Here is a 13,793-nt window from a genome sequence, read left to right on the forward strand (position 1 = left end):
TACATACCACACTTCACTATGGCTCGTACTGGCCACGGATGTGACTGAGCAACGGCAACTCTGTAAGGAACTCACGGCGAAAAATGCCGATCTGATTCAGTTAAATCGCCTTAAAGACGAATTTTTAGCCTGTATAAGCCATGAGTTGAAAACTCCTCTAACGGCAGTTTTAGGCTTATCTAGCCTGCTCAAAGACAAAAAACTGGGAGAATTGAACCAACGTCAATCTCGCTATTCTCAACTGATTTATCAAAGCGGACAGCAATTGATGAGTGTGGTTAATGACATTCTCGATTTGACTCGTATTGAAACAGGACAGTTAAAACTCACTCCTGAACCGGTGCAGTTACAAGAAGTTTGCGATCGCGCTTATCAACAGGCACATAGACAGCTTTTTGCAGGCCGAGAGAAGGATGCCGCAACGATTCCTGAGATTAAATTTTCCCTGACTATTGCACCGGAATTACAGGCGATCGTGGCAGATGAATTACGTTTGCGACAAATGCTCGTTCACTTGTTGGAAAATGCCCTTAAATTTACTCCCAATGGTGGGGAAATTGGCTTGCAGGTCAATCGCTGGCAGGGGTGGATCGATTTCACTATCTGGGATACGGGGATCGGGATTCCAGAATCTGCTCAACATCTTATCTTTCAAAAATTTCAGCAGTTAGAAAGTCCTCTCACTCGTCAATTTGAAGGAACGGGTTTGGGTTTAGTTCTCACTCAACGTCTCGCTCGCGCTCATGGAGGAGATATTTCTTTTACGTCCCAAGTTGGCCAGGGTAGTAAATTTACTTTACTCTTACCTCCGGCTCCTCCAGAACGAGAAGCCAGTCGCGATCGGGTGCGATCGAATCTAGAGCCCAATCGTCTTATTCTGATTGTAGAGGCGGTTCCCCAATATATTGAACGGTTAACGGGACAATTACAAAAGCTAGGTTATCGCGCGATCGTAGCGCGATCGGGTACTGAAGCCCTCGAAAAGACGCGGCAAATTCAACCTCGGGCGATCTTTCTCAATCCTCTTTTACCGCTATTATCAGGCTGGGATGTGTTGACTTTATTGAAAGCCGATAGCAAAACCAAAGACATTCCGGTTATTGTTACGGCAACTCAAGCGGAAAAACTTTTAGCACAACAGAATGAAGCGGATAGTTTTTTGAGTTTACCCATCCAACCTCAAGCCCTACAAAAAAGTTTATCGCGATTGAAAGCGCTTCCGCCTTTAACTCGAAGTAGTCTCACAATTCTACATTTACATGGAGGACTTTTAGACAAAGAAGATTCTGAATTTGTGACTAAATTGGGTGTAATGGTGAACAATTCCACTACACCTATCGATCGCCTCTTACCTTTAGACTATCGAATTTTAGAAGCTAACGATCTCGATCAGGCAGAAATTTTAGCCAAGATTTGGAAACCTGATATTTTGTTGCTAAATGGTCAAAAAATCACGAATCCCGATGAATATTTACAGGCGATCGCGCAGGTTGAATCTCTGGTTCGATTACCTTTGGTGACTTTAGATGCCAAGATTGCTGAGTCTGGTAATAAAATCTCAGAACTATCGGTTTTTCCTTGTTTAATACCCATTACAGAGCAAAGTATGGTGGCTTTTTTACAGGTCATTCAGGTTGCTGCGGGGGTGAGTAAGCAATCTAATATTTTGATCGTAGAAGCAGGAAGTGAATGTTATCAGTCTGACCAATGTTTGCGAGAAACACAGGATTCTCAAATTCATGCGGGGATTGACTTTTCTCATGCTTTAACCCAGTATTTACAAACAGCAGGATTGCGAAGTTTACTGGCACAATCTTGGACGGAGGTTTACAGTCAAATTCATCATCGTAGTGTCGATTTACTGATTATTAATTTAGGGGAATCTAAAGATTTAGACTGTTGGTTAGAGGGTTTAAAACAATTGGCTAATCTTACGGTTAAGCCGCCAATTTTAGTTCTCGAACATGATTCCTTGGCTGGAACGGGTAATCGGGAGTTAAATGAGTTGTTAAGTCAACTGGCTACAAAAGTGATTGTAGATGATTCTCAATCAATGCCGGAACTTTTAACTCAAATTAATCAAATGTTAGTTTAATTGCTTTGAGTTTTGATTTTTGATTTTTGACCAGTACAAAATCTTCATCTTCTTCGAGAATGGCTTCTCCGAGAATAGCAAGATCGGGAAGCTGAAGCGAGATAAAAGTTTGACGATCTAGTAATAAATATTGGCCGTCCTCCCATAATTGTTGCAAAGTATCAGGAGGAGTAGAAAGAATTTGGCGATCGCTATAAAATTCTAAGCTAGGACGATGATGGGGAAATGAGGTATAAATAATTGTTTTTTCTGGGGTATATTTTTTGGCGATCGCCGCAACTTTGAGGACGGGATACTGTTCATTGATTTCCCATAACCAAGCAGGAGACAACATCAGCAAGGCTAAACTAAAATACAACCCGATAAATAGTGTCGGAATGAATCGGCGATCGTGTTTCCACAAAAATCTAGTTGCTAATCCCATTGTAACCGCTATTATACCACTCATCAGAATTAAAGTAAAGGGATGATGGGTAATTATAAAATAAATGAATCCTCCCCAAGCAACAAGGTTAAAAATGCTAAATAAACCAACAAAAAAACGGGAGTAGAATCGTTTATCCTGCCATAAATGGGCAAGATAAGCACCGACAGTTAAAGCAAAAAAAGGATAGTAGGGCATGATATACCAAGGGAGTTTAGTTTGCATGAGAGAAATTGTTCCTAAAAACAAAATTGTTCCCACTAGCACTAAATTTCCCCAGGGTTTTCCTTTTTGTTTCCATGCCAGAAATAAGCCTCCTGGTAAGAAAAATAACCAAGGAAGGCTATATTTGCTCAATTCAAGGAAATAATACCACGGTGCGCCAGTATTGCCTTCAACAGCAGTAGAAAGACGTTCTAAACTTTGCGACTTAAAGTAAAGTTCAACAAAAAAATCTCCGTGGGTTTCCCATTGTAACCAATACCAAGGAACCGCGATCGCAATTCCTAGGATTAAACCCAACCAAGCATAAGGATTAACAAATAGTTTCCACTGACGGTTAAGCAAAACAAAAACTCCTGCGATCGCCCATAATGCCAGCACGATAATTCCTTTTGTTAAGGTAATTAATCCCAAACAAATCCCAATTCCTAATGCCCATATTTGCTTTTTTCTTTCTTTTAATAAACAGAGTAAAAGACAAATAAAAAAAGTATTAATAATTCCGTCTAACATGACTAAACGTCCGTGACGAAGGACGGGAAGCAATGTTAAATAAACCAGTGTTGACAGAATAGCTTCTAATCTTCGCGAAAAAACTTCTCTTCCAAGGAGATAAAGTAAGGGTACCCCGCAAGCAGTTAGAAAAGCAAGATTAACGCGACTGCTAAATTCCCCTACTCCTCCCCATACATGATAGCCGATCGCAATCAGCCAATAAACTAGAGGAGGCTTAATGAAATAAGGAGTATCAAAATAGGTCAAATGCAGCCAGTTTCCTTGACGATAAATCTCTCGGGCTACGATCGCATGGGAACCTTCATCCCAGTCTCTCAAAGGGACATTTCCCAACCCCAACATCCAAAGAAAAACAGCAGCAAGGAAGAAGAATAACAGCCAGTGGGAATCTGACCAAGAGATATTTTTGTAGAAACGAGATATTTTTTTCATATTGACAGAATAACAAATATAAGTACACTATCAGAATAATAATCTTTTCCGTTACAGATTTTTTTCTTCAATGCAACACTCTTTTAAGTCCTTAAGTTCCGCATTTTTAGTATTTTATAATCGTCCAAGATTTTTTAATGTCGCAGTCATTTCTCTATTTTTTATTTTGAGTTTAATTGGCATTTTCAATCATTCTATGTGGCGAGATGAATTAAATGTCTGGACTATTGTGCGGGATAGTTCTTCTTTTTCAGATTTATTACAAAATATTAAATATGAAGGACATCCTGCCCTCTGGTACTTATGCCTTTATTGCCTTAATTTTTTTACTGATAACCCGATAATAATGCAGTTTTTTCATCTGGCGATCGCCACGAGTATTATTACTATATTTATTTTATTTTCTCCTTTTTCTCGTCTCCAAAAACTGTTATTCTGTTTCGGCTATTTCCCTTTTTATGAATATTCTATTATTAGTCGTAATTACTCGCTTTATATTCTCTTTGCTTTTCTTTTTTGTCTGCTTTTTAAAAGCCGCTATAAGCACTTTCTTATTTTGATTATATTATTGGCTTTAATGAGTAATGCAAGTGCCTATGGACTTTTGATTTCTTTCATTTTATTTTCTGCTTTATTTGTCGATCTGATTCTGTTTAAATATAAACTCAATATATTAGTAATTTTAAGTGGTATTGGCATTTATGGATTAGGGCTTTATACTTCTTTGGTTCTGCTTATTCCTCCGTCAGATAGTGAACTTAATGGAGGTTTAGTAAAATGGGATACTTTTTGGGATTTTCATCATTTAATGAAAGTTATTGCGCGAATTTGGAACAGCTATATTTTAATTCTTGTCCCTGGGGATAGCAAATTTTGGGATGTAACGTTATATGCGATAATCTCACTGTTCATTTTGATGTTTTTTACTCTGAGTTTCATCAAAAAACCAATTCCTTTGTTTATCTATGGATTGGGGACAATAGAATTATTATTTTTCACCTATACTAAAGTTTTAGGATCGCCACGACATTACGGCAGTTTTTATATCATTTTAATTATAGCAATTTGGATCTCTTCCTATTATCCATCTCAACCCGATCGCCTAAAATTTGCCCATCAATTTTTTGTCAAGGCGATCGCTTGGGTAAATCGCCATAAAAGCAAGGTTTTGACTTTGATATTATTAGTTCAACTCATTGCAGGAGTTGTTGCTTTTTCCCGCAATCTGATTGTTCCTTATTCTGCGAGTCGAGAGACGGCAAAATATATCAAAAACAATGCCTTAGAAGATATGTTCATCATAGGCAGTCAAGATACAGTTATGACTCCCATTAGTGGTTATCTTAATCGCCAAATTTACTATCCAGAATCGCGAAAAATGGGAAGTTTTGTTCTTTATAATAGTCACAGGGATGATGTCGATCGCGAAGAAACCTTAGCACAAACTCAGCAATTATTCAATGAAAAACGAGAAAAAATACTATTAATTCTCAATTACGAACTCGATCTATTTCCAGAAGACTTATCGATCGCCGCGATCGCCAAATTTACAAATAGTTATATTTATAACGAAAAATATTATCTTTATCTCGTGTCCTTGCCAGAATGAATGCTAAACCTTATTCTTATGCTTTTTTTCTTTCCCCGATAATGGAAATAGCCACCCCCACTAAAATAATAATTGCACCCAAAATAACGATCGAACTCGGCAACTCTCCAAAGACAAAATAACCCAATATACTAGACCCTACCGGTTCAAATAAAATGATCAACGAAACTAAAACAGGAGACATCCAACGCACCGCCCAGTTAATGGTAGTATGTCCGATAACTTGGGAAAATACTGCCATTAAAAGAACATAAAAATAGACCGAAAGAGGATACCCCAAATAACCAAACCCAAAGAAAAAAGGGAAGGGAAAGAGTGCGATCGCAGCAATGGTATAAGCAATGGTAATATAGTGACTCGTACTCAAACCTTGACGCTGAGATTCTCGTCCCAAGAGTAAATAAAAACTGACAAACCATGCCCCAATTAATGCTAGAATATCGCCGAGTAAGGGCTGAGAACTAACACTCTCACCTTGCATTCCTCCCAAAGCGATCGCGATCCCCCCTAAAAGTGCAATTACAATCCCTAGAATTGTTAGCTTTCTTAACTTTTCTTGAAACCAAAATCGAGATAAAATAGCAATCCAAATCGGATTAGTTGTAACTAACGTTGTGGCTGCTGTAATAGAGGTAAAAGAAAGTGATGAAATCCAAAAAGCAATATGGAAAGCCAGACATAATCCTGCTATTCCTGCATAATAAAAAGCCTTGGGAGAAATTGATGTTTGTCGAACGCCTCGCCAAATTGGGAGTAACATAAAAGTGGCAATAATCAAGCGAGAAGCAGAAAGAAATAGACTAAAACCAACCCCGTGAAACCCTGTTATTTCTAACGTTAAACGGATAAAAATTGCCGACATAGAAATCGCAAAAACACCAACTCCTAAAATTAATGTGATTTGCCAGAATTTCGGTGTTTTGGGGAAGATTTGCATATTATTGTTAGGTTTAGCAGTGTTGAAGATTTCTGGATGTAGGCTTTTCTCAAGGGCGATCGCCTTGAGTTAAAATAAAGTAAAGACACGAAAATTCAAACCCTGAAGCCCATGCTGGAATTACCTCCCTTAAATACCAACACAATTTGGTCAATACTCAACGAAGAAATTGAAGATGATACCGTTAATCAATTAGTTTGGCATTATTTGGGCTATCGCTACAATCAATCTACCCAACAATGGGAAAGCGATCGGGTTACTGAGAAGTGGTGTGAAGAATATCCCAGTCCTCCAGATTTTATCGCTTATCGTCCTCCCACGATGAAACTAACCCGATCTATTCCTCGGGAAAATAAACAACTTTTAAAGGAAGCCCTAGGATTTAAAGGATATAAAATCGGAGAATTTAGCCCCCGCCAAGCTCGTCGAGCAACCATGGCCAATTGGCTGTTAAACTATATGAAAACCCATGACATTGTTATTGGTTAGCTTATCGTCAGGAAACAATTTCTCAAAAAATAAGCGAATTGACCGGATTTCCCCATGACTATTTAGAAAAGATAACGGTACAGTGCATCTCGTTTTGACAATTCCGTAAATGTAAGGGGCGATCGCGCAAAAAATATTATGACCCAAAACTTATGTTTTATCCATCCTTTACCCTCGGACAATGGTATAACAAACCCAAAAGCGAGAAAAGGAACAGTAACAGTATGATAGAAATTTTTGGCAACTTCATCGAAAACTTGCCAGAAAGTCCAGAATACCTAATTCTTGGCTTTTCTCCTAGTTCAGTTCCCTTACAGCAGCGTTGGCGAAATAATGGCTTATCTGCTGATTTTTTAGCTGACTATCTGACAACCTTTTTTCCAGCGAAAGAAGACGATCCCGATACTCAATACAAACAAGAAGAAATTAAAGGTGCAGTCAGCTATATCGCCAACGAATTATTAGAAAATGCCATGAAATTTAACAATGATTGTACCAATTATCCCATTGGTCTTTCTTTGCATCTCCAAAGCAATTGCTTAATTTTCATGATTACTAATAGCATTGCCTCGAATGCTGTCCAATCCTTTCAACATTATCTCGATCAACTTACAAATTCAGATACACAGGAAATGTTAATTGCTCAACTTGAAGAAAATGCCCTTGAAGAACGCGGAACCTCATCGCGTTTGGGCTATCTTACCATGATTGAGGATTACGGTGCAAAGTTAGGCTGGAAATTTGAAACTGTAGAACAAGACCCCACTATTGTCACAGTTACGACAATGGTTCAGTTAAGCATTTAACACAAATATTTAACAATAATTGATTACTAATATCGAACCAAGGAGTATTGAGGAATGGAAATTAAAACTGAAACCTACGGAATCAACTACGACGAATCAACGATGACGATCTGCTTTGAAGGATCGTTACGCTTAAGTGGAATGGACGAATATATGCCTATTGTAGAACTACTACGAGATATTGCGCAGAAAACACCTCCACACATTACTTTGAATTTGCGAGAATTAAAATTTTTAAATAGTGCGGGTATTAACGTTTTATCAAAATTCACAATTGAAGTTCGGAAAAATAAAGCGATCGCCATGACTGTACAGGGGGCAAAAAATGTCCCTTGGCAAGGAAAATCTTTAAAAAATCTACAACGCTTAATGCCTGCATTAGAATTAGAATGGGAATAATTGGGGAAAAATAATGAAGAAATATTAAATTACCTTGACATTCGAGAATGCGATCGCATTGCTGAACTGCATTGTTGAACTACTCATGAAATCTTTTAAAACAAAACGAAAAACACAGCAAGTATCTGTAGTCGGTATGGGTGGCATTAAATTTATTCGTCATGGGCTTGAATCTTTTCATTGGCAAGATTTTTATCATCTCTTGTTTACCATGTCTTGGGCTAAACTTTTCGGTGCGATTAGTTTAGCTTATATTGTTCTCAATATTTTCTTTGCCTGTGCTTATGCGATCGGGGGTGACTGCATTGCAAATGCTCAACCGGGATACTTTCCTGATGCTTTTTTCTTCAGTGTTCAAACTATGGCCACTATTGGTTATGGTGCGATGTATCCTACAACACCCTACAGTAATTTTTTAGTCTTTGTAGAGGTCTTTGTTGGCTTACTGGGAGTAGCAATGGCAACAGGGTTAATGTTTGCTCGTTTCTCCGTCCCCAGCGCTCGCGTTTTATTCAGTAAAGTTGCCGTGATTTGCCCTTATAATCAGATCCCAACTTTGATATTTCGCACGGCTAATCAACGCAATAATTTAATTCTTGAATCTCAAATTACTGTTACCATTTTAATGCCAGAAATTACGCCAGAAGGACACAATATTCGCCGCTTACACGATCTGAAATTAGTGCGCTCAAATACGCCTATTTTTTCTTTAAGTTGGATGGTGATGCACCCCATTGATGAAAAAAGTCCTTTGTACGGTTTAACCTCTGAAGACCTTGCGGAATTAGAGGCATCTATTATTGTCACCCTAACAGGATTAGATGAAACCGTCAGTCAAACTATCCATTCTCGTTATATGTATATGAATCATGACATTCTTTGGAATATGCGCTTTGTGGATGTGATAGAAACTCTACCCAATGGCGATCGCAAAATTAATTATAGTGCATTTCACGATGTTGTAGACTATTCTTAAAAGAGTGGCTGGATAATTGGCGAACTCATGCAAACATCTTTCAAACGAATTCTGATCGGGGGTATCTTTTTTAGTATTACGATTATTTTTGGTATCATCGGTTACGTTTCTTTGGGTTGGACAATTCTTGAGTCACTTTATATGGTGATTATTACCATTTTTGGTGTGGGATATGGTGAAGTTAGACCGCTAGTATCGCCAACCGAAAGAATTTTTACAATTTTAGTGATTATTGCCGGAACATCTTCAGCCGTTTATATTGTAGGAAGTTTTTTGCAAATGTTAACAGAAGGAGAAATTAATCGCGCTTTCGATCGCCAGCGCCAAAATGATAGTATTGAAAAGCTAGAAAACCATGTTATTATCTGTGGGTTTGGTCGTATCGGACAAATTCTCGCCAAACGCATGAGAGACGAGAAAATTCCTTTTGTTCTCATCGATAGTAACCCCGATCGCATCACCAAAGCAGAAGCGAGAGAATACTTGGTTTTAAATGGTGATGCAACCGATGAAAAAATATTATATGAAGCAGGAATTCATCGTGCTAGGATATTAGCAACCGTTGTTAAAGAAGATGCTCTGAATGTTTTTATTACGTTAACTGCCCGAGAACTCAATCCCAACTTAACCATTTTGGCACGAGGAGAATTACCCAGTACAGAGAAAAAATTACGCCTTGCAGGAGCAAATCATATTGTTTTACCAGCAGCCATTAGTGCAACAAGAATGTCGAATTTAATTACTCGTCCCATTGCTTTGGATTTCTTGGAACAGAAGCGAGAACTCTCTCAACTTGATGAATTACTCGCTGAATTAGATGTAGAAATTAGCGAGCTAAATATTCCCGAAAATTCTCCATTAATTGGTATAACTTTGAGCAAATTAGAAATCAAAGGAAACGGGAGTTTTGTTATTATTGCCGTGCGAAAGTTGGGAGGAAGAACGTTACAAAATCCCCACTATAGTTTGATTTTAGAAGCAGGAGATACGATTATCTTATTAGGTCATCAGGGAGATATTCCCAAATTTTCCCGTCATTACGAACAAAAAGGAAAAATGCGCTATCGCGGTGCTAAAATATAAATGTAATTTACTCTCTTTTCAAGGTCAGTGTTACTATTCTAGCAATAAAGTTTTAAATTTTATGCCTATTATTACTGTCGAAAATCTTAGTAAAACTTACCCTGTTGCCATTAAAGAACCTGGAATAAAAGGGACGATCGCACATTTCTTTAATCGGACTTATCGGCAGATCAAAGCAGTCCAAAATATTTCTTTTAGTATTGAACCAGGAGAGATTGTCGGTTTTTTGGGTCCCAATGGGGCAGGGAAAACAACAACATTAAAAATGCTCTCTGGCTTAATTCATCCCTCTAGTGGAAACGTGAATATTGCTGGATATTTACCTTTTCGCCGCCAACCTCAATTCTTGACAAAAATGAGTTTGGTAATGGGACAAAAACAGCAACTTTTGTGGGATTTACCTGCTCTTGATTCTCTCCGCATTAATGCCGCAGTTTATCGCATTTCCGAATCTGAATTTAAACAGCGTTTAGGAGAACTGGAAAGCCTTCTTTCTCTGCAAGGAAAGTTAACTCAACCCGTGCGAAAACTATCTCTTGGGGAAAGGATGAAAGCTGAACTTTTAGCGGCTCTTTTGCATCATCCTCAAGTCTTATTTTTAGACGAACCAACATTAGGATTAGATGTGAATGCTCAAGCTGCGGTGCGGGAGTTTTTGCGGGAATATAATCAACGTTATGATGCGACAATTCTCCTCACCAGTCACTATATGGCTGATATTACGGCTCTATGTCGGCGGGTGATGTTAATTTATGAAGGCGAATTGATTTATGATGGCAGTTTGGAGGAATTATTAGAACGTTTTGCTCCTTGTCGAGAAGTCAAGGTGGAATTAGCTAATATTATTCCTGAAGATAAACTTGCGGTTTATGGTGATATTAAGGCGATCGCCGGAAGAGAGGTAAGATTTCTGGTTCCTCGAGAGGATTTAACCAAAACGGTAGCGCAAATTTTGGCACAGTTACCCATCCTCGATCTCAGTATTACCGATCCCCCCATTGAAGAAACGATCGGGCGTTTATTTGCAACGGGAGTAACGCAATGAAGTGGTTTTGGAAACGATTGATAACTCTGCTTTCTGTTTATTACGCGCACATGGTGGAATATCGCGCAGAATTGTTTTTTTGGATGCTTTCCGGTTCGTTTCCGATTATTTTAATGGGAGTTTGGATGGAAGCGTCTCAAGGGGGACAATTTGGGTTAAATGCGGTTGATTTTGCCCGTTACTTTATTGCTGTATTTATGGTACGGCAATTTACAATTGTTTGGGTGGTGTGGGAGTTTGAAAAAGAGGTGGTGCAAGGAAAATTATCTTTTCGTTTATTACAACCGATGGATCCCGCTTGGCACCATGTCGCGCAACATATTTCCGAACGTTTTGCGCGCTTTCCTTTTGTGGTTGTTTTGTTAGTCTTATTTTTTCTCTTGTACCCTCAATCTTTTTGGGTTCCCGATGGAAAACAGATGCTATTGGGGGCGATCGCGACAGTAATTGCATTTTCTCTCCGTTTTCTCTTGCAATATACCTCAGCAATGCTCTCTTTTTGGACAGAACGTGCCAGCGCGATCGAGCAATTTCTCTTTCTTTTCTATCTCTTCTTTGCGGGTTATATTGCACCTCTCGATGTTTTTCCCCCTTTGGTTAAGGCGATCGCGCAATGGACTCCATTTCCTTACTTACTCTATTTTCCGGCGGCTATTTTTGTGGGCTTTCCTGTTGATATCTCACGGGGTTTTATGGTAATGCTGGGTTGGGGAATTATTTTATTTTCTCTCAATCGTTGGTTATGGAGACGAGGATTAAAACAATATTCAGGAATGGGGGCTTGAATAATTATCTCATTATCTTGAATGATCTTGAATGATCTTGTTAGTTTTAGGATGCAAGTATTACATTTTTTTATTGCATTTTTTAGGGCGCAATCATTGCGCCCTTACGGTTAACTCGCAGTTGCAGGATCACTGCGTCTGGGATTGTTTAAGGAAAGGTTGTGAGCCTTTTTTTCTTCTTCCAAAGGAATAAATTCAATGCGATTTAGTAAAGTTGTTACAAATGCGAACAATAAAAAAGGTAAGGAAATAACTAAAATAATTCCTACCGTTAGAAAGGCATAGGCTTGGCGAGTGCTGCTCCATAATGCTACAGTCGCAGCAAGACTAATGAAAATCACAATTAACCAAACGATAATTTGCCCATATATATCACCAAAGCTCAAGCTACAATTCAAACGATATTTAGGAAGCTCATTGTCTAGGTTGATTCTTTCCATCTTGACTCCTTATAAGGTGTGATTAGGTAATGTGATAATTGTAAAAACGCCTTTATTTTCTTAAAGGCGCTTTTTATGATTTTTTGAAGAGACTTACTGTAATGATTCTACATTATGTCTTTCTTTTAGTCAATCAGAACCCGATCGCCGATAAAATAAAATATTGCTAAGTAAGACAAAGCGATCGCGATTAGGGAAAAGGGATAGGATGCCGCTTGGCATTGTCAAGAGACAATTTCGTAATAAAAATTAATATTGGCGCGACAACTCAAGAACTAACAACTCATCAATTATTGTTCGACTATTGTTCGACAATACACCATTCATGTAGTTCGTATTGAACGCAATTATTTTGAATGAGAGGATCTCCTGCGACAATTTGCCGAGCTTTTTCCAGAGAATCTGCTTTAAATAAAAGCATTCCTCCCCCATACTCTTTCCAATATCCCGTTTTCGCCTGATGTCCCTTAGCAATTAAGTCGCGGACATAGTGACGATGGGCGGGGACATACAGATCGAACATTGCTTTGTCAACAATTCCTTTTTCAATCTTTACAAACCAAGGCATTTTTATCGCTAACTCTGTATAAAACGGCAAGCACTGGAAAATTGACTGAGAATTTTTATGTGCTAGTTATCAATCTACAGGATAATTAGATGCTGAACAGCTTAGGAGACTTGCAATAGAGCAATCCCTTAAAAAACAGACAATACTTAACCTATTTTGTCAAGTATTGTCCATAAAAATTAACTTGTAAAAGCACTTAAACTTAAACAGAAACTAACTCCTTCTCGGCTGCGGGACGCTTGCTATTGCGAACAGCCTCGATCGCCTCCGCATAGTCAGGAGCCTTGAAAACCGCAGAACCAGCCACGATCGCATTGGCACCCGCCTCTAAAACCTGCCAAGTATTGTGACCCTTCAAACCGCCATCGACTTCAATCCAAGGATCCAGACCGCGATCGTCGCACATCTGACGCAACTTGCGAACCTTGGTTGTAATTTGAGGAATGAAACTTTGACCGCCAAAACCAGGATTAACACTCATCAACAAAACCAGATCGCAAACATCCAGCACGTATTCAATCAACTCTAACGGCGTAGAGGGATTTAACACAACCCCCGCTTGCTTGCCCAACTCTTGAATCTGAGTTAAAGTGCGGTGAAGATGGGGAGAGGCGTTATGTTCCGCGTGAACCGAGATAATATCAGCACCCGCTTGCGCGAATCCTTCTACATATCTTTCCGGTTCGACAATCATTAAATGTACATCTAAAGGCTTTTTCGTAATCGGGCGAATCGCTTCAACGATTAACGGTCCAATGGTAATATTGGGGACGAAACGACCGTCCATGACATCGACATGGATCCAGTCTGCACCTGCCTTATCAACGGCGGCAATTTCTTCTCCCAAACGGCTAAAATCCGCAGAGAGAATCGAGGGGGCGACAACGATGGGCTTATTACTCATGAAGGGCGTTCTCCTAATATTTTTTAAGAATTGTAATATTAAGAACAATTTAACATTATTTTC

At 38.8% G+C, this 13,793-nt stretch carries 14 protein-coding genes; 9 read left to right on the forward strand and 5 right to left on the reverse strand.

Annotated features, from left to right (window positions below; all coding sequences use genetic code 11):
• Nucleotides 1–2,095: ATP-binding protein (locus tag VB714_RS21445; protein ID WP_323226727.1), on the forward strand; the 2,095-nt coding region annotated here is incomplete at its 5' end.
• Here the strand turns inward: VB714_RS21445 and VB714_RS21450 are convergent.
• Entirely contained in the window at nucleotides 2,076–3,689 is a 1,614-nt protein-coding gene (locus VB714_RS21450; protein WP_323226728.1) for a glycosyltransferase family 39 protein, read from the reverse strand. The genes VB714_RS21445 and VB714_RS21450 overlap by 20 nt on opposite strands.
• A 70-nt stretch (nucleotides 3,690–3,759) precedes the next feature.
• On the opposite strand from VB714_RS21450, the gene VB714_RS21455 reads away from it, so the two are divergent.
• Nucleotides 3,760–5,298 (forward strand): hypothetical protein, encoded by a 1,539-nt coding sequence (locus VB714_RS21455; protein WP_323226729.1) that lies wholly within the window; start codon nucleotides 3,760–3,762, stop codon nucleotides 5,296–5,298.
• Between the two features lie 16 nt (nucleotides 5,299–5,314).
• Here the strand turns inward: VB714_RS21455 and VB714_RS21460 are convergent, their stop codons facing one another.
• A complete protein-coding gene (locus tag VB714_RS21460; RefSeq protein WP_323226730.1) occupies nucleotides 5,315–6,235 on the reverse strand; it encodes a DMT family transporter in 921 nt (306 codons plus the stop codon).
• Between the two features lie 111 nt (nucleotides 6,236–6,346).
• Here VB714_RS21460 and VB714_RS21465 point away from each other — a divergent pair, with 111 nt between their 5' ends.
• The 7 genes from VB714_RS21465 (at nucleotide 6,347) to VB714_RS21495 (ending at nucleotide 11,818) form a co-directional block, all read left to right on the forward strand.
• A complete protein-coding gene (locus VB714_RS21465; RefSeq protein WP_323226731.1) occupies nucleotides 6,347–6,724 on the forward strand; it encodes a DUF1823 family protein in 378 nt (125 codons plus the stop codon).
• A 152-nt stretch (nucleotides 6,725–6,876) separates the two neighbouring features.
• Complete coding sequence (locus VB714_RS21470; RefSeq protein ID WP_323226732.1) at nucleotides 6,877–7,530, forward strand: slr1658 superfamily regulator; 654 nt, start codon at nucleotides 6,877–6,879, stop codon at nucleotides 7,528–7,530.
• A gap of 54 nt (nucleotides 7,531–7,584) precedes the next feature.
• Nucleotides 7,585–7,929, forward strand: a complete 345-nt coding sequence (locus VB714_RS21475) for a slr1659 superfamily regulator (protein WP_323226733.1) — start codon at nucleotides 7,585–7,587, stop codon at nucleotides 7,927–7,929.
• Nucleotides 7,930–8,014: 85 nt separating this feature from the next.
• Entirely contained in the window at nucleotides 8,015–8,905 is an 891-nt protein-coding gene (locus VB714_RS21480; protein ID WP_323226734.1) for an ion channel, read from the forward strand.
• 27 nt (nucleotides 8,906–8,932) lie between these two features.
• The gene (locus tag VB714_RS21485; RefSeq protein WP_323226735.1) at nucleotides 8,933–9,988 is read left to right on the forward strand and encodes a potassium channel family protein; all 1,056 of its coding nucleotides are present in this window, start codon (nucleotides 8,933–8,935) and stop codon (nucleotides 9,986–9,988) included.
• A 61-nt stretch (nucleotides 9,989–10,049) separates the two neighbouring features.
• Nucleotides 10,050–11,033 carry an ATP-binding cassette domain-containing protein gene (locus VB714_RS21490; RefSeq protein ID WP_323226736.1) on the forward strand — a complete coding sequence of 328 codons (984 nt, stop codon included), beginning with the start codon at nucleotides 10,050–10,052 and terminating at the stop codon, nucleotides 11,031–11,033.
• Entirely contained in the window at nucleotides 11,030–11,818 is a 789-nt protein-coding gene (locus VB714_RS21495; protein WP_323226737.1) for an ABC transporter permease, read from the forward strand. Before VB714_RS21490 ends, VB714_RS21495 begins: the two co-directional genes overlap by 4 nt.
• A gap of 110 nt (nucleotides 11,819–11,928) precedes the next feature.
• Here the strand turns inward: VB714_RS21495 and VB714_RS21500 are convergent, their stop codons facing one another.
• The 3 genes from VB714_RS21500 to rpe form a co-directional block, all read right to left on the reverse strand.
• Nucleotides 11,929–12,258 (reverse strand): hypothetical protein, encoded by a 330-nt coding sequence (locus VB714_RS21500; RefSeq protein WP_323226738.1) that lies wholly within the window; start codon nucleotides 12,256–12,258, stop codon nucleotides 11,929–11,931.
• Nucleotides 12,259–12,559: 301 nt separating this feature from the next.
• Nucleotides 12,560–12,826, reverse strand: coding sequence for a YciI family protein (locus VB714_RS21505; RefSeq protein ID WP_204103531.1), 267 nt, complete (start codon nucleotides 12,824–12,826; stop codon nucleotides 12,560–12,562).
• Nucleotides 12,827–13,028: 202 nt separating this feature from the next.
• Entirely contained in the window at nucleotides 13,029–13,730 is a 702-nt protein-coding gene (gene rpe / locus VB714_RS21510; RefSeq protein ID WP_323226739.1) for a ribulose-phosphate 3-epimerase, read from the reverse strand.
• Nucleotides 13,731–13,793 lie beyond the last annotated feature (63 nt).

The sequence above is a fragment of the Spirulina sp. 06S082 genome (genome assembly GCF_034932145.1).
Lineage (GTDB): Bacteria > Cyanobacteriota > Cyanobacteriia > Cyanobacteriales > Spirulinaceae > CCY15215.

Excerpts from the sequence above, each read along its gene's own strand:
- VB714_RS21500 (WP_323226738.1), bottom strand. The coding sequence starts at position 12,258 with ATGGAAAGAATCAACCTAGACAATGAGCTTCCTAAATATCGTTTGAAT.
- VB714_RS21450 (WP_323226728.1), bottom strand. The coding sequence starts at position 3,689 with ATGAAAAAAATATCTCGTTTCTACAAAAATATCTCTTGGTCAGATTCC.
- VB714_RS21470 (WP_323226732.1), top strand. The coding sequence starts at position 6,877 with ATGTTTTATCCATCCTTTACCCTCGGACAATGGTATAACAAACCCAAA.
- VB714_RS21455 (WP_323226729.1), top strand. The coding sequence starts at position 3,760 with ATGCAACACTCTTTTAAGTCCTTAAGTTCCGCATTTTTAGTATTTTAT.
- VB714_RS21460 (WP_323226730.1), bottom strand. The coding sequence starts at position 6,235 with ATGCAAATCTTCCCCAAAACACCGAAATTCTGGCAAATCACATTAATT.
- VB714_RS21505 (WP_204103531.1), bottom strand. The coding sequence starts at position 12,826 with ATGCCTTGGTTTGTAAAGATTGAAAAAGGAATTGTTGACAAAGCAATG.
- VB714_RS21480 (WP_323226734.1), top strand. The coding sequence starts at position 8,015 with ATGAAATCTTTTAAAACAAAACGAAAAACACAGCAAGTATCTGTAGTC.
- VB714_RS21465 (WP_323226731.1), top strand. The coding sequence starts at position 6,347 with ATGCTGGAATTACCTCCCTTAAATACCAACACAATTTGGTCAATACTC.
- VB714_RS21485 (WP_323226735.1), top strand. The coding sequence starts at position 8,933 with ATGCAAACATCTTTCAAACGAATTCTGATCGGGGGTATCTTTTTTAGT.
- VB714_RS21490 (WP_323226736.1), top strand. The coding sequence starts at position 10,050 with ATGCCTATTATTACTGTCGAAAATCTTAGTAAAACTTACCCTGTTGCC.
- VB714_RS21475 (WP_323226733.1), top strand. The coding sequence starts at position 7,585 with ATGGAAATTAAAACTGAAACCTACGGAATCAACTACGACGAATCAACG.
- VB714_RS21495 (WP_323226737.1), top strand. The coding sequence starts at position 11,030 with ATGAAGTGGTTTTGGAAACGATTGATAACTCTGCTTTCTGTTTATTAC.
- rpe (WP_323226739.1), bottom strand. The coding sequence starts at position 13,730 with ATGAGTAATAAGCCCATCGTTGTCGCCCCCTCGATTCTCTCTGCGGAT.